General features: G+C 59.7%; 14 protein-coding genes. 13 read left to right on the forward strand and 1 reads right to left on the reverse strand.

The annotated features are described in order from the left end of the window. The first annotated feature begins 313 nt into the window (after positions 1 to 313). The 7 genes from AB7828_RS29640 (at position 314) to AB7828_RS29670 (ending at position 7,062) form a co-directional block, all read left to right on the forward strand. Positions 314 to 778: a DUF2840 domain-containing protein gene (locus AB7828_RS29640; RefSeq protein ID WP_441231936.1), complete on the forward strand. Its 465-nt coding sequence runs from the start codon at positions 314 to 316 to the stop codon at positions 776 to 778. After that, the gene (locus tag AB7828_RS29645) at positions 775 to 1,287 is read left to right on the forward strand and encodes a S26 family signal peptidase (protein ID WP_441231937.1); all 513 of its coding nucleotides are present in this window, start codon (positions 775 to 777) and stop codon (positions 1,285 to 1,287) included. Before AB7828_RS29640 ends, AB7828_RS29645 begins: the two co-directional genes overlap by 4 nt. Then, complete coding sequence (locus tag AB7828_RS29650; protein WP_441231938.1) at positions 1,287 to 2,195, forward strand: lytic transglycosylase domain-containing protein; 909 nt, start codon at positions 1,287 to 1,289, stop codon at positions 2,193 to 2,195. The genes AB7828_RS29645 and AB7828_RS29650 overlap by 1 nt, the downstream gene beginning before the upstream one ends. A 250-nt stretch (positions 2,196 to 2,445) precedes the next feature. Continuing rightward, complete coding sequence (locus AB7828_RS29655; protein ID WP_441231939.1) at positions 2,446 to 4,209, forward strand: relaxase/mobilization nuclease domain-containing protein; 1,764 nt, start codon at positions 2,446 to 2,448, stop codon at positions 4,207 to 4,209. 43 nt (positions 4,210 to 4,252) lie between these two features. Further along, on the forward strand, positions 4,253 to 6,244 hold the full coding sequence (locus AB7828_RS29660; RefSeq protein ID WP_441231940.1) for a conjugal transfer protein TraG: 1,992 nt from the start codon (positions 4,253 to 4,255) through the stop codon (positions 6,242 to 6,244). 3 nt (positions 6,245 to 6,247) lie between these two features. Next, positions 6,248 to 6,673, forward strand: a complete 426-nt coding sequence (locus tag AB7828_RS29665) for a CopG family transcriptional regulator (protein ID WP_441231941.1) — start codon at positions 6,248 to 6,250, stop codon at positions 6,671 to 6,673. Next, positions 6,670 to 7,062, forward strand: a complete 393-nt coding sequence (locus AB7828_RS29670) for a hypothetical protein (protein ID WP_441231942.1) — start codon at positions 6,670 to 6,672, stop codon at positions 7,060 to 7,062. The genes AB7828_RS29665 and AB7828_RS29670 overlap by 4 nt, the downstream gene beginning before the upstream one ends. A gap of 216 nt (positions 7,063 to 7,278) precedes the next feature. Here the strand turns inward: AB7828_RS29670 and AB7828_RS29675 are convergent, their stop codons facing one another. Then, complete coding sequence (locus tag AB7828_RS29675; RefSeq protein ID WP_441231943.1) at positions 7,279 to 8,208, reverse strand: LysR substrate-binding domain-containing protein; 930 nt, start codon at positions 8,206 to 8,208, stop codon at positions 7,279 to 7,281. 81 nt (positions 8,209 to 8,289) lie between these two features. Between AB7828_RS29675 and AB7828_RS29680 the strand changes: the two genes are divergently transcribed. The 6 genes from AB7828_RS29680 (at position 8,290) to AB7828_RS29705 (ending at position 14,979) form a co-directional block, all read left to right on the forward strand. Next, positions 8,290 to 9,987 carry a porin gene (locus tag AB7828_RS29680; RefSeq protein WP_441231944.1) on the forward strand — a complete coding sequence of 566 codons (1,698 nt, stop codon included), beginning with the start codon at positions 8,290 to 8,292 and terminating at the stop codon, positions 9,985 to 9,987. Positions 9,988 to 10,069: 82 nt separating this feature from the next. Continuing rightward, positions 10,070 to 10,822 carry an ABC transporter ATP-binding protein gene (locus AB7828_RS29685; RefSeq protein ID WP_441231945.1) on the forward strand — a complete coding sequence of 251 codons (753 nt, stop codon included), beginning with the start codon at positions 10,070 to 10,072 and terminating at the stop codon, positions 10,820 to 10,822. 74 nt (positions 10,823 to 10,896) lie between these two features. Beyond that, positions 10,897 to 11,826, forward strand: coding sequence for an ABC transporter substrate-binding protein (locus tag AB7828_RS29690; protein WP_441231946.1), 930 nt, complete (start codon positions 10,897 to 10,899; stop codon positions 11,824 to 11,826). Next, positions 11,823 to 12,605 carry an ABC transporter permease gene (locus tag AB7828_RS29695; RefSeq protein ID WP_441231947.1) on the forward strand — a complete coding sequence of 261 codons (783 nt, stop codon included), beginning with the start codon at positions 11,823 to 11,825 and terminating at the stop codon, positions 12,603 to 12,605. Before AB7828_RS29690 ends, AB7828_RS29695 begins: the two co-directional genes overlap by 4 nt. Beyond that, positions 12,602 to 13,366 carry an ABC transporter permease gene (locus tag AB7828_RS29700; RefSeq protein ID WP_441231948.1) on the forward strand — a complete coding sequence of 255 codons (765 nt, stop codon included), beginning with the start codon at positions 12,602 to 12,604 and terminating at the stop codon, positions 13,364 to 13,366. Before AB7828_RS29695 ends, AB7828_RS29700 begins: the two co-directional genes overlap by 4 nt. A gap of 320 nt (positions 13,367 to 13,686) precedes the next feature. Next, positions 13,687 to 14,979, forward strand: a complete 1,293-nt coding sequence (locus AB7828_RS29705; RefSeq protein ID WP_441231949.1) for a carboxylesterase family protein — start codon at positions 13,687 to 13,689, stop codon at positions 14,977 to 14,979. The last annotated feature ends 56 nt before the right edge of the window (positions 14,980 to 15,035 follow it).

Below are 15,035 nucleotides of genomic sequence, written 5' to 3' on the forward strand. Positions count from 1 at the left end.
CCTTCGGATTTTCTCTAACGGACGCGGCATGGGTCGCTTCTGGGGATAACCAGCAAAGGCTCAGCGCGAGCACAGTTCTGGTTTCGCTCCCGAGTCCGCTTCAGAGCAAGCGCATTGGTAAGACGCGCTGCGGGCGACAGGCGCCCTCCGCGCAAAGCTGGATCGCGACGGCATTGCTGTCGCTCAAGCATCCACGTCGGTTGCCAGGGTTCACCCCACGCGATCGGTGTCTGCAATCCATGGAGCATGGCCGACGCGCATCGTCGCCGTCGAACTGCAACTGGGTTCATTTTTCCAAACATGGAGGAGGTTCATGAGCGATCTCACGCAGGTCGAGATTCTGTGGCTTGAGAAACGGATTGAGAACCGGATTCGCTTCGGCCGGATAGTCGACGAGAAGATTCTCGATCGACGACGGCGCGTTGTGTCATTTGCGCCCGGCAGCATTTTTGCGTTCGTCCGCTGGACCTCGAATGACTTCGGCACGGTGATCTCGCGGATCGACATCTTGCGCGCAGTCGCGACCGGTCAGCGTTGTTCAACGGTGCCCTATGTGCGACCCGGCGGCGACATTCTGTTGCGGGTGTCGGGTTGGCCCAAGGTCGAGCGGGTGCTGCAACTGGTCGATGTGATCGAGGCGCTCGGCATCGATCCCGCGGACGCTGCACCTGACTACTGGCATCACGTCCATAACCGCCTGTCCGTCAACGAAGCGCCACGGGCCTACGCCAAGTCGCGTCACCAGGCTTGGCTTCACCGGCAGAGGATTGCGCCATGAATGGTCGGTTCGGGGCGCTCGCAGTCATGCTTGTTGGGATCGCCGTTCTCGTTGCCCCGGTCGTCGTGGCGCCGGCTCCACTCTACGTATGGAATGCTTCCGAAAGTGTGCCGCTTGGGCTTTATCGCTTGCGGCCCGCAGACAGGCTGTTTGTCACCGAACTCGTCGTCGTGCAGCCACCTGAGCCGCTGGCGAGTTTTCTTGACCTGAACGGCTATTTGCCAGTCGGCCTTCCCATGTTGAAGCGCGTGCTGGCGCTTCCGGGGCAAACGGTCTGCAGAAGCGGGCGCACAATTTCGGTCGATGCGATCGACATGGGAGAAGCGCGCGAGCGAGACAGCCGCGGCCGACCACTCCCGGTCTGGCACGGCTGTCGTGTTGTCGGCGATGACGAACTCTTTCTCATGAACTGGCAGTCCAAGGACTCGCTGGACGGCCGGTACTTCGGACCGATCGCGGCATCCTCCGTCATTGGCCGTGCATTCCCTGTGTGGATCGGAGATGAGTGATGGTGTGCATCTTTCTTTTTCGATCTGCCATTCCTCTGTTCGACCGGATGCTGCACCATTCCTCCGTCCCGCCCAGAATTCGCAACGCCGCCGCGCGCAGCGGCGGTCCAGGGCGGCCGCAAGGCCGGCGCGAAGCAGCTTTACCCTGGACGGGCGCGAGCACGGTGGCATGTTTGCGTCGTTTAGGGACGGCAGCTTGTACCGTCGTGATGGTGTTGTCGTTTGCGATCGTGCCGGTGAATGTCGCACAAGCTGATAGTGTATCAATCGTACATCCCGCGAGCGCACGGCGCGCCGGGTCGTTTGCAAATCTGATCGAAGAGGCTTCACGCCGCTTCGCCGTACCGGCGCACTGGATACGCGCCGTGATGACCGTCGAAAGTGCCGCTGACGTGCGCGCCCGATCGCCAAAAGGCGCAAGGGGGTTGATGCAGCTCATGCCCGAGACCTGGGCAGACCTGCGCATGCGTCACCGCCTCGGCAACAATCCTTACGATCCCCATGACAACATTCTGGCCGGTGCCGCGTATCTCCGCGAGCTGCACGACCGCTACGGCTCGCCCGGTTTCCTCGCGGCGTACAATGCGGGACCAGGCCGCTACGAACATTATCTGGCGGGTCGTCCACTGCCGGCCGAGACCCGCGCCTATGTGGCAACGCTTGCTCCCATGTTCGGTGCCGGTGAACTCGCCGGTCCAATCTCCGTCGCAGCGGTTCATTCGAAGTCAGTTAGCGAGGCGCCGCTGTTCATCGCGCGACCCGAACGCGCAACCGCTGCCGATCGGGTGTCGGCTGAGAGTCGATCGGACCGCGTTCCGGCTAGTGATCCGATGCGCAATATTCCTGCGCTCGTGCCGCAAGCGCGCAGCCTTTTTGTCGTTCGATCCAGTGGGGGAGATCTGCCATGACGGGATGTGCAGTCCGGCGTGCAATAGCGTGCTCTGGGATAGGATCGTGGGGAAGGCGAAGGCAGCGTGGAAACACGACAGCGGGACGGCGAGATAAAAGCGGCTCGCCGGCCGGACCGCAAGCCATTGACATGGCTTGGGTTCGGCCGTGCCGGTCGGTCGGGGCGCGTGCCGCGCCTGATGCTTTCGCCAATGAATTCAAGAATGTTTCCGGCACTGCTCCCCATTTCCCATTCGTGGAGCCTTTGCCATGAGCGCAGGCGACAGCGATTTACGCATCCGGCCTGGCCGCATCCGCCGCACGCGAGCGCCAAAGCCCAATAGCTTCATCAATCAGGTGCTGCGTGCGGCGAAGAAGGCTGGTCACAGCCCTTCGCATGCGGCTGCGGGGAAGCGCTCCCCAAGCTACGGGCGCTCGACCTTCGGGCGCGGCCGGATCAATTTTAGCCGCAGTCACCTGTTCAACCCGGAGCGGCGCGTGGTGGTGAAGGCGCGCGTCGTTCGTCACCAGGGACGATCCTTCCGTTCGGCGCCGCTCACGGCGCATCTTTCTTATCTCAAGCGCGACGGCGTCACTCGTAACAGTGAGAAGGCGGTGATGTTCGATGCAGGCAGTGAGCGCACGGACGACGCGGCCTTCGCGGATCGCTGCGAGGACGACCGGCATCATTTCCGTTTCATCGTCTCGCCCGAGGACGCTGCCGAGATGACCGATCTCAAAGCCTTCACGCGCGATCTCGCCAGGCAAATGGAAGTCGATCTCGGCACGCGGCTCGATTGGGTCGCCGTCGATCACTGGAACACGGACAATCCGCACGTTCATCTGCTCGTGCGCGGCGTCGATCAGACGGGCGCCGACCTCGTGATCTCCAGAGATTACATCAGCCGGGGCCTGCGCTCACGCGCCGAGGAGTTGGTGTCTATCGAGCTTGGTCCGAAGCCCGAGCACGAGATTCGCAATGCCCTGGAAAAGGAAATCGCGGCCGAACGCTGGACGCGGCTCGACGCCGAGATCCGCATGGCCGCCGATGAAACCGGCGACATCGACCTGCGCCCTGAACATCCCGGCGCGGCCGATCCCGAAATCCGCCGCCTGATGATCGGCCGGCTCCAGCATCTGGAGAAGATGGGCCTTGCCGCGCCGGCCGGCCCCGGCGAATGGATGGTCGGGCTGGAGGCCGAGCGCAATCTCCGCGACCTCGGCATGCGCGGCGACGTCATCAAGACCATGCACCGCGCCTTCACGGAGCGCGGGGAGACACGCGGCGTTGCCGACTATGTGATCGATGGTGAGAAGCCGGGATCACCGATCATCGGCCGGCTGGTCGACAGGGGACTGCATGACGAGCTGTCCGGCGAGGCGTATGCCGTGATCGATGGTACGGACGGACGCGCCCACCATGTTCGTTTTCGGGGCATCGAGGCGTTCGAGCACGCCCCGCCGATCGGAGGGATAGTCGAGGTCCGCCGCTTTGGTGGGCCGGACGACCGGCGCCCGACATTGGTGCTCGCCAACCGCTCCGATTTCGACCTCAATCAGCAGATCACCGCACCCGGCGCGACCTGGATTGACCACCGACTTGTCGAGCGCGACCCCATGCCGCTGGCCATGGGCGGGTTCGGTCGCGAAGCGCGCGACGCCACGCAGGCCCGTGCCGAACATCTCGCCGGCGAAGGGCTCGCCCGGCGACAGGGTCAGCGTATCATCCTGCAGCGCGATCTCTTGAACACCTTGCGAGGGCGCGAACTGGACGCGGCGGGTGCAAAACTCTCAGCCAAGGCGGGATTGACCCACATGAAAACCGCGACAGGCGAGCATGTAAGCGGCACCTATCGTCAGCGCCTGACGCTCTCCTCCGGCCGCTTCGCCATGATCGACAACGGCCTTGGCTTCCAGCTCGTGCCCTGGTCGCGCGAGATCGAAAAGAAGCTCGGCCAGTACGTCACCGGCGTCGCCAAGGACGGTGGTGGCATCGAGTGGGCCTTAGGTCGCAAACCAGGCCTGGGCTTGTAGTTCCGTCGTTCCAGAACGCTTAAGCACAAGAAGGACGTGTGCCATGTCCGCGACCAAAATCCTCTGGGGCCAGATCACCGTCGTGTTCCTGATCGTGTTGCTCACGACCTGGGGCGCCACGCAGTGGACGGCGTGGCGGTTAGGCTTCCAGCCTGAGCTCGGCCGGTCCTGGTTCGAAGTCGCCGGGATGCCGGTCTACTATCCGCCGGTCTTCTTCTGGTGGTGGTACATCTTTGATGCTTATGCGCCACAGGTCTTTGTCGAGGGCGCTTTCATTGCAGCATCGGGAGGTTTCATCTCGATCGCGGCGGCGATCGGCATGTCGGTCTGGCGGGCACGGGAGGCGAAGAACGTCGAGACTTATGGATCGGCGCGCTGGGCCGATCCGCGCGAGGTGAAGGCCGCCGGGCTTCTCGGCGCAGATGGCGTCGTGCTCGGCCGGCTCGGCCATGAGTATCTCCGTCACGACGGCCCGGAGCATGTGCTGTGTTTTGCGCCGACCCGCTCCGGCAAAGGCATCGGCCTGGTCGTGCCGTCGCTCCTGACCTGGCCAGGCTCGGCGATCGTTCACGACATCAAGGGCGAGAACTGGCAGCTCACCGCCGGCTACCGCGCGCGGCACGGCCGGGTTCTGCTGTTCGATCCGACCAACGCCAGGTCATCGGCGTACAATCCACTGCTGGAGGTCCGCCGCGGCGAGTGGGAGGTGCGAGACGTTCAGAACGTCGCCGACGTGCTGGTCGACCCCGAAGGATCGCTCGACAAGCGGAACCATTGGGAGAAGACCAGCCATTCGCTGCTCGTCGGCACGATCCTGCATGTCCTCTATGCCGAGAGGGACAAGACACTGGCCGGCGTCGCGGCGTTTCTCTCGGATCCCAAGCGGCCGATCGAGACAACGCTGCAGGCGATGATGACCACGCCGCACCTCGGCGAGAAAGGTCCGCATCCCGTCGTTGCATCGACCGCACGCGAGCTGCTGAACAAGTCGGATAATGAACGGTCGGGCGTGCTGTCCACCGCCATGTCGTTTCTCGGCCTCTACCGCGACCCCGTCGTTGCTGAGGTCACGTCCCGCTGCGACTGGCGGATTGCCGACCTGATCGCCGATCCGCAGCCCGCCACGCTCTATCTTGTGGTGCCGCCGTCCGATATCTCGCGGACCAAGCCGCTGATCCGCTTGGTGCTGAACCAGATCGGCCGCAGGCTCACCGAAGATCTGCATGCCAGGAATCGCCGCCACCGTATCCTGATGATGCTCGACGAATTCCCGGCGCTCGGCCGGCTCGACTTCTTCGAATCCGCGCTGGCCTTCATGGCAGGTTACGGCATCAAGAGCTTCCTAATCGCGCAATCACTGAACCAGATCGAGAAAGCCTATGGCGCCAATAACTCGATCCTCGACAACTGCCATGTGCGCGTCAGCTTTGCCAGCAACGACGAGCGCACGGCGAAGCGTGTTTCCGATGCGCTGGGGACAGCGACCGAGATGCGGGCCATGAAGAACTATGCTGGTCACAGGCTGAACCCGTGGCTTGGTCACCTCATGGTCTCGCGACAGGAGACGGCACGGCCGCTACTGACGCCGGGCGAGGTGATGCAGCTCCCGCCCACTGACGAGATCGTCATGATTGCCGGTACGCCGCCGATCCGGGCGAAGAAAGCTCGCTATTACGAGGACCATCGTTTTACCGAACGGGTGCTGACGCCACCTGATCCCGTCAAGTCCGGCCGGTCGTCACGGACGGACGGATGGTCGTTGCTGAAGCCGCAGACGTCGGACACGGTATTGCTCGCAGCGATCGAGCGGGCAGAAGGGGACGCCGCCAACAGCGGCTTGCGCCGCGAACCCGAGCTTCCCGACCATGTCGCCATCGCCAAGGAGACGACCGACCCGAAGCCGGCGGAAGAGTTTGCCATTGTGCTCGACGACGAGTCGGACGATGCCGCCAGTCAGGCCCGCATTCTGCGCCAGCAGATGCGTGGCATCGCCCGCCAGATCTCGCTTGACCCGAATGATGGCATGGAGTTGTGAGACATGCGGGACCGGATGAATGTGTATTTTCCGCCGGAGCTTCTGAAGCAGATCGCCGATCTCGCCGACCGCAAGAAGCTTTCTCGATCGGCAATCGTCGAAGCCGCAGTCGCCTCGTTCTTATCGCCGGACGGGGAGGACAGACGTGAGGCGGCGTTTGCGCGCCGCCTCGATCGGCTGTCGCGACAAATGCAGAGGCTGGAGCGGGATGTTGGCCTTACCGCCGAAACACTGGCGTTGTTTGTCCGTTTCTGGCTGACGATCACGCCGCCCTTGCCGAACGACGCGCAGGCGGCCGCCCAGATCAAGGGCCGCGAGCGGTTTGAAGGTTTTATCGAGGCGCTTGGCCGCCGCTTGCAGAAGGGCCAGAGTTTCTTACGCGAGATCCCGGACGACATTGTGAACGAAAAATCGGATGATCGGAATTGATCGATTTCTCAGAAGGCTATATTTTCCGGGCCAAGAGGTCGATCACGGAGTCTTCGGTACCACTCATAGCGAGGCATTGGCTGCAGCAAGACAGGCTTCAGGAGGCTGCCGCAACACTGCGCAGCTTTATGTCGAAAGAGGACCCCACGTTACTCAAGCTCTCCTTCGGCTGCCGCTCTGGTGTTGGTGCGAGGGATGCCGATACCGCATTCGCCAATGTGCGATCCATCAGAATCCTGATGTCGTACTTCGTGATGTGTTCCAGAGGAACATACGATGCCGGCGCCCCCGACAGGGATCTGGCACTCTTCTTGGGCGGGATCAACCAGTCCGTGAAGGCGGACGCGGGAGCTAAGCGTATCTCCAACGAGCGATCTGTTGCCTGGTGACACCTCGCCTGAAGGCGGTCGCCGCGCCGCGTGAGCTTCAGGATGCGATTGACATGACGTTCGGTTCCGAAAGTCGCGATCAGAACTCGTTTGAAGCCGACGCCACGGACGAGGTCGTGACGGCGGCCCGCGTTAGTGCGAAGCTGCGACTGCGTGGAACTGCTTGGCAGCAGAATCCTAGGGGTCATTTCTGATGACGCCCATCGATGCCGACTCTTAGTCCTGTGTTGTTACCATTGGAACGGATTTTTCGCTTCGGTCATCGATGTACCGCAACAGCTCGGAGACGAAGACACGTCCCGCCCGGGTTAACGCTCGACGCGACGGGTAGATCGCATAGATCGAGACGGACCGGGGCGTCCAGTCGGGAAGCGGCAGGAACAGCCGGCCCGCCTCTAAGTCGCGCTTGCATAGGCGTATAGGCAATCTCGCCAAACCCAATCCTTGGAGAGCGGCTGTGTGCACCACCTTAAGGCTATTTGTAGAAAACCGGAGACGCACATCGAGTTCCGCCTCTCCCTCGATGCCGTAAAGCTTCCAGCGAGAAGAATAACCGTCCGCTCCCCACCCCACAGCGTCGATATTCTCGATATCCGACAGAACGAGCTTCTTGTTGCGGGGGTCGACGAGAGTAGGTGCGGCTACCAAGACGTATGGAGCCAACGCCAATTTCTGACAAACGATGTCGGAATCCGGCAATCCTTCCTGAGATGGCTGAATCGCAATGTCGTAGTGATTCATGTCGGGAGTGAACAATCCCTTGGACACGTCCAAAGTCAGTTGGACATCGGGATAGTGAACGGCGAACGTGGTCGCGAATTCCGCGAGAAATAGTTCGGTCAAAACTATCGGACATGAAACAAGCAGCCGGCCGGACGGGCGCTCGTGTCGATCCTGAGCCAGTATCTTGGCGGCCTGGAGTTCATCTCGAATCTTTAAACCGTGTTTTGATATCGTAAGGCCAATCTCAGTCACCGAAATATTACGGGGGCCACGCTTCAAAAGATGGGCGCCCAGATTATTCTCAAGGTCCTCGATCCGTCGACTCAACCTTGATTTGGGAATCCCCGTCTTTCGACTGGCAGCCGATATGCTGCCCGCCTCGATGACTTCGACCAAGAGCATCAGATCATCGGCAATTCCCACACGGCACCTCATCGTTCTGAAAACGGAACGGTGCATCCTAGCCTCAGATCTCGACACTCCACACGGAAAAACTGAACCTCGTTGCACATCATCGCGATGACGGGGGGCGCGGTCTCGGGGATTGCAGCGCACGCAAGTTTGCGAACCGGCATCTCTAAGCACTTGGCATCAGGCGGCTTTCACAAACGGGGGTATTCTATGGGCGGGCACGGCAAGGCAGTAAAAGCAAAGGTTCTGACGATCGCGGTAGTCTGTTCCGCGTCGGTGGTCGCTGCGCAAGCCGCAGACAATGCGTTCAAAGCGAAGCCGGTCGAGTACGTCAAAGTATGTTCTCAGCACGGAGTAGGATTCTGGAGCATCCCCGGCGCTGATACCTGCATACGGATCGGGGGGGCAATTCGCATCGACACCTCCTTCAACTCCGGTGGCTACGAAGTGCCATTCTATCAGTCGGGCGCCGGATCTTCGGGCCTGTTCACAAAGCCGTACTTTAATTCCCGAGAGCGGGTAAACATGAACATCGATACTCGCACAAGTACCGATTACGGCTCATTGCGAACATACTCGAATATTCAACTCGATTTCTTCGACGGAAGGGAAAGTATCGCGGGCGGGTTCGTCGCTACGGACTACGCCTTCATCCAATTCGTCGGGTTCACTTTCGGCAAAGCAGTGTCGCAATTCGATCCACAATGGACGCTCTCGCGGCCCTACATTACCTCTGGCCTGTTGAGCGGGTCAAACAACGCAACCGGCATTCCGCAGCTTGCTTATACGGCGCAAATCGGGAGTGTCGCTTCCGCGACCATCTCGCTCGAGAACCCCTCATCGTTCAGGCGCATGGGCCTCTACAATGCATCGACCTACATCATCGCGCCGGGTCAAAATACGTTTCTCGGAGTAGGGTCGGCCTCGCCCACAGGCGCCAACTACTTTTTGGGAAATTCGGAAGGGGGCATTCACGTTCCTGACGTGGTGACGAATCTGCGCACAGATCAGACATGGGGAACGGCCCATCTTGGCGCTGCGCTTCATAACATCACCGCAACGTACTACAACCCGGCCAATCAGATCAGCGGGCATCCAAACGATGCTTGGGGATACGCACTTACCGGTGCGGTGGAGCTCAAGAACCTTCCAACGGGTACAGGTGACAGCCTCAAGCTCGAAGCGACATTCGCCAATGGCGCCGCCCGATACGTCTTCGGTGGGACTTTTGACGTGATCGGCGGTGGCCGTTTTGCAAAATTTGGAAGCACCAGCCTCCCCGGCGCACGCAATAGCTTAGCGTTCGGTTACGCATTGGACGGCGTGTTCAGCGGCACCAGCGCTGCGGACGGTACTCAAATCCAAAAGAGCAACGCTTGGGATGTGAGTGCGTTCTATGAACACTATTGGAATCCTCAATGGCGCACGTCTTTGTTCGGGTCCTATAGCAGCATCGAATACAATGCCAACGCTACGAACCTGCTGTTCGCTTCATTCTCCTCTCCGGGGGCCGTCGGTCTCGGAGTGAATACCTCGGGTGTCGGCGCCAAGGCAGGCGTCTTGAACGCAAGTGGTAACTTCAACCTCGCCGTAGCACAGGTCGGAACGCGAACTGCTTGGACGCCTGTGAAAAATTTGACCCTCTCCGCAGAGGTGATTTTCAGCCGATTGAACCAGAATCTGGTCGGAACGTACGCCGGGAACGTAGCCGGGAAGCCCAATGGCTCAACTTATGAATTGAAGGACCAGAACCTTTTCGACGGGTCTGTGCAAATCCTGCGAAGCTTTTGACGAGACGCGATAGAGCGGCACCTGAGAGCCGCCGGCCCGAGAATGAGCCGGCGGCATAAGACATGACATTCGAAAGGCATCAATGAGTGCGGTTGAGTTTAAGGACGTCGAGCTAACCCTCAATGGAGAGAGAATCTACGACAACGTTACGTTCTCGATCCACGAAGGCGAGTTCGTTTGCATTCTTGGACCATCGGGATGCGGGAAGTCCACCAGCTTACGGATCATGGGTGACCTGCTGGAGTATGATGGTGGTGAAGTGAACGTTAAGGGACTCCGTCCGGCGGATGCATGGAGCGAGATCGCATTCGTGTTTCAGTCACCGAGACTGGCGCCATGGCGAAACGTGCTCGACAATTTGATGCTGGGTGTCGATCTGCGCTTTGGGAGCGGTGAGGCCAGGCAACGGGTCGGTGCGGGCAAGCGGCTCCTTGAGATGGTCGGTCTGGGTGATGCGGGCGGGAAGTATCCGTGGATGTTGTCGGGTGGAGAGCGGCAGCGCGTTGCAATAGGCAGAGCTCTCGCGGTTGAGCCGTCCATCATGCTTATGGACGAACCATTTTCTGCCCTCGATCCAAATACCCGACGCCGGCTAAGAGTCGAGGTCGAGCGAATCTGGCTTGAGACCGGGATAACGGTCGTGTTCGTCACGCACGACATCGATGAGGCGATCTCGCTGGCTGACCGGATTATCGTGCTTTCGCCGAAGCCGACCCAGGTCGTGGAAATAGTCGAAATCGACGCGGCCCGGCCCCGAACCGTGATGTCCGACCCCGCGCTTCAAGACGTTCGTATCAAGCTGAACAATCTTTTCCTTTCAATCGAAGGCAAATGACGATGAGAACACCATGGAGGCGGAGACAGGTTCTGCAGCTGCTTGCTGCGCCCTTGGTACTGGGACCGGGGACGATGGCCAGGGGCCAGGCTCGTCAAAAAATTCGCTATCTGTACCTGCTCGACCCGGTCTTCGATGTTGCCCTGTGGGGTATTCGCAATGGAAAGGTAAAGTCGGATCTCATTGAGCTCGAAGCGACCGGTGCCAACATTGCGGCGCTTATTCAGGCGACGGCGACCAAGCAATACGACGTTGTAATGACTGCCGTTACGGGCGTTGCTGCGGCAGCTGCCCGCGGACTGAGCCTCCGGATCATTTCGACGGCTCTGTATGCTTCTGGTCACGGAGAAGGGGGCGGAATCTGGGTCAGGAAAGACAGTGAGATCAAGAGCGGTGACGATCTGAAGCAGAAGACCATTGGCTCCTACGGTCTGCGGTCAACCGGATATCTTTTCCAACGAGACGCCCTCGCGGTTCGTTACGGATTGAACGTCAGTCTGGAGAATGGCGATCTTAAACAGGTCGAGATACAGGCTCCAAATCTTCCGGCTGCCTTGGCGACCGGTAAGGTCGACGCGGCTTCGCTCATTCACAGCCAAGCGTATCGTGCGATGCGATCTGGCGATTTTGTGAGCGTCGTCGAAACGGGAAAAATTCTGAACGAAACTTACGGGCGATTGGTCGCCGCCGTGAATGTCGCATATCCGGAGAGATTGGAAGAAAGACCGGAAGCTTTTGTGGAGTTCCTGCGCATTATGCGGGCATCGGTGACCTACGCCTTGGAGAACCGCCGCGAAGTGTTCGCGGCGGTCGCAAGAGATGCAAACATAGATCCAGCCTTTTTCGACTGGTGGTTCGATCGGACGAGCGAAATTCCCGGTACGTTTACCGCCGCCCATGAAAGGGCCGTGAGAATAGCCTGGAACATCGCACAGGTGCACGGAGTCATTGGGGGGGCGCCGAAAGTAGAGAGTCTTGTTTGGGATCGGGTACTTCGGGCATGAAAGGGGCAGAGCTGCCATCGACCAGGGCCAAAGCCCTGGTGGCGGCTATCTTCGGCACTACGGTCCTTCTTTCCTGGTCGATAGGCGCACACTATCTCCCGCCCTACATCCTGCCTTCCGTCCCCGACGTGCTGGCGGGAACGGCCGAGTTTTTCACGTCTCGCGCGAGTTTGGGTCATCTAGGGTCGACGATATTCTCGATCGGCTCTTCCATCGCCTTCTCCTTTTTTGTTGGAGCGCTTTTGGCGCTGTTGGCGTTCTATCTTCCATTGAGCGCACCCCTTGTTCATCATCGGCTCGGTCCGCTGTTCAATTCGTTTCCGGGCATAGGATGGACGCTACTAGCGGTCGTATGGTTCGGCGTATCGACAACGACGGTCATCTTTTCCATCTCTGTCGTTCTTATTCCCTTTGCACTGATAAATTTGCGCGAGGGGCTTGTGTCCCTTGACGGTGATCTCGGGGAAATGGGCAAAAGCTTCGGTCGCTCCAGACTGCGCCAGTTTTGCCTCATCGTTGCGCCGGCCATGCTTCCGTTCGCCGCCGCCACGTTGCGGATCATGTTCAGCGTCGCCTGGAAGGTCGCCCTAACCGCGGAGCTGTTCGGCGGGAGTTCAGGCCTGGGTTATCTGGTCAATCTGGCCAGGCAAGAGTTTGATACAAGAACGATCTTCACGGTGACCATCTTCATCGTGCTCCTGGTCTATGCGGCCGACCGTTTCATCTTCCTGCCGATCGCGCGTTCGACCGCCCGTCGTTTCGGTGGAGGCGGGCGATGAGGAAAATGCTGGAGCGTGGCGCGTCGTGGTGGATTGCAGATGCCCTGTCATTGGCGGTGCTCGGCCTATGGTTCTGCGGGACTGCGAACCTCCCGTCATATGTGTTGCCGGGCCCGATAGCGGTCGCGGAGCGCATTGCCTCATTCTTTCTCGATTGGAATTTCTTTGGCGAGATGATCGCCTCGACATGGCGTGTCTTCGCATCAGTTTTCCTGGCGCTGGTGATCGGAACGGGCATCGCATTGATCCACAGATATGTGTTGGTTCTGGACTGGGTCATTAGGGGAGCTATCGCACCGTTTCTGAATTCCTTTCCATCCATAGGTTGGGCAATTCTGGCGGCCATCTGGTTCAGTCCGGATAATTTTTCGATCATCTTTGTGCAAGTGGCGATATTGACGCCCTTCTGCCTGATCAATATGTCCGAAGGGCTTCGCCAAATTGACGATGATGCACTTGAAATGGCACGTAGCTTCAGTCGAAATCGGCGAAGAGTGCTCTTCCGGGTAACATTGCCGCTGCTCCTTCCATATCTGATCGCAGCGCTCAGGATCTCTTACGGAGTCGCTTGGAAAATATCGCTGGTGGCCGAACTTTTGGGTTCGAGCTCCGGTCTCGGGTATCTCATGCTTCGCGCGCAGGGGGCGGCTGACATGACGACGGTCATCGCGACCTGCGTGGTCATAACCATACTCTTCACGGTCGGAGAGAAGCTTATGATCGATCCACTTGCACAGCGGTTTTCGTCTCAGAGGGCCTAGACGTACCTGGATCCAGGAACGGTGACGACGGGTGATCTGCAGGTAACCGTTTCAGAGCCGTGCCGGATGCCCTCTGCTCTACCAAGCACGCTGAGCGCCGACGTGGACTCAGTTGGAAACGGATGGCCGCGTTCCAGAATTGGAACGGGCCTTCCCGATACGGTGCCTCGACGCCGCGCCTGAAGTTTGGAAGGTAATCAGCAAGAGCCGTTGCCGAGCAAGCCGCTGCTCCGATCACGATCGTCCCGGGCAGGACAAGTCTCAGCTACGTCTCGGCGAAAAGCAGGATCCCCGAGATCAAGGCTGACGGCATCAAGGATATGGATGTGAACGAATCGACAATTGTAGAGGTGCCCGGAGGTCGGGTGCTCGGGCGGCAACTTGACGGAGTTAGAGTATTCCGAAACGTACCATACGCCCAGGCGCGACGCTTCGAGCCTCCGGCCATCGCGCGTGCCTGGACGGGTACCCGCGATGGACAGTCTCCGGGACCCGTGTGCCCTCAGTCTCCCTCGCGGCTCGAGATCGTTATGGGGGCCTCGCCGTTGTCAGCCATGCAATCAGAAGATTGCCTGCATTTGTCGATAAGCACTCCGGATAGAGCATTCCTCCTTCCGGTCATGGTGTGGATACATGGAGGAGCGTATCTCACTGGCGGCGGTGAGCTACCTTGGTACGACGCGCAAAAACTTGCCGTCGAGGGGAATGTCGTAGTCGTTTCCGTTACCTATCGTTTGGGAGTATTCGGCTATCTCTGGTCCGCCGAAGAAGGTGCACGCAATCTCGGACTCAAAGATCAGATTGCTGCTCTCCACTGGGTCAAGGCCAACATCGACCGCTTCGGCGGAGATCCCGAGCGGGTGACCGTGTTTGGGCAGTCGGCTGGCGGGCACTCTATCGCCGCCATGCTAAGTCAGGGCGAAAGGAACAGGCCGTTCAAGCGCGCAATCATTCAAAGCGCCCCGCTAGGGACCTGGCAGAACAAGCGTGACGCCGAAAACTTCGCTGGCGCCTTTCACGAAGCGTTGGGGCAGGATCATCACAGCGCAACTACAAAAGAGCTGCTGCTGGCGCAGCGGCGGGCACTATCGCTGTCTACATCGGCGATGCCAATCGGGCCGGTATTGACCCCGGACTATTCCGGACGCGCGGGTCTGGACGTTCTCGTGGGGTGGACGAAGCAAGATGCTTCTCCCTTCGTGGCACTGGCTCTGAAGCCGCCCGAGAGTTCGGTTCGCTACAAGTTGCAAGCCATTGTCGCGACGTGGCGTTTGTCGCAGTCGAAATTTTCCGGCCCGTCAAAGGAGTTCGCGCGAATGACGTCGGGCAAGGCGAAAATGTATGTCTACAGCCTCGATTGGCAACCGTCGGACTCCAGGTATGGTGCGTGCCACTGTTTGGATTTGCCGCTGCTTCTTGGAGATAAGGCGGCTTGGCAACATGCGCCGATGCTGGGTACGACCCCATGGGATGTTGTAGAGAGGCTCGGTCAGCGCGTCAGATCGGCCTGGAGTACATTCGCGCGGAGCGGTGATCCGACCACAGAAGATGGTTGGCAGTGGAAACAATATGGCGGGCGAAGCGGGGGCAGCGTTACACGCATTGATGCGTGACCGAATGACGCCGAGTTCATCAGGAGCCCGTTGTCTCCGTTCTGGGTGCACTTTCG

Source organism: Tardiphaga sp. 215_C5_N2_1 (genome assembly GCF_052076055.1).
Classification (GTDB): Bacteria; Pseudomonadota; Alphaproteobacteria; order Rhizobiales; family Xanthobacteraceae; genus Tardiphaga; species Tardiphaga robiniae.

Excerpts from the sequence above, each read along its gene's own strand:
- AB7828_RS29640 (WP_441231936.1), top strand. The coding sequence starts at position 314 with ATGAGCGATCTCACGCAGGTCGAGATTCTGTGGCTTGAGAAACGGATT.
- AB7828_RS29645 (WP_441231937.1), top strand. The coding sequence starts at position 775 with ATGAATGGTCGGTTCGGGGCGCTCGCAGTCATGCTTGTTGGGATCGCC.
- AB7828_RS29650 (WP_441231938.1), top strand. The coding sequence starts at position 1,287 with ATGGTGTGCATCTTTCTTTTTCGATCTGCCATTCCTCTGTTCGACCGG.
- AB7828_RS29655 (WP_441231939.1), top strand. The coding sequence starts at position 2,446 with ATGAGCGCAGGCGACAGCGATTTACGCATCCGGCCTGGCCGCATCCGC.
- AB7828_RS29660 (WP_441231940.1), top strand. The coding sequence starts at position 4,253 with ATGTCCGCGACCAAAATCCTCTGGGGCCAGATCACCGTCGTGTTCCTG.
- AB7828_RS29665 (WP_441231941.1), top strand. The coding sequence starts at position 6,248 with ATGCGGGACCGGATGAATGTGTATTTTCCGCCGGAGCTTCTGAAGCAG.
- AB7828_RS29685 (WP_441231945.1), top strand. The coding sequence starts at position 10,070 with ATGAGTGCGGTTGAGTTTAAGGACGTCGAGCTAACCCTCAATGGAGAG.
- AB7828_RS29690 (WP_441231946.1), top strand. The coding sequence starts at position 10,897 with ATGGCCAGGGGCCAGGCTCGTCAAAAAATTCGCTATCTGTACCTGCTC.
- AB7828_RS29695 (WP_441231947.1), top strand. The coding sequence starts at position 11,823 with ATGAAAGGGGCAGAGCTGCCATCGACCAGGGCCAAAGCCCTGGTGGCG.
- AB7828_RS29700 (WP_441231948.1), top strand. The coding sequence starts at position 12,602 with ATGAGGAAAATGCTGGAGCGTGGCGCGTCGTGGTGGATTGCAGATGCC.
- AB7828_RS29705 (WP_441231949.1), top strand. The coding sequence starts at position 13,687 with ATGGATGTGAACGAATCGACAATTGTAGAGGTGCCCGGAGGTCGGGTG.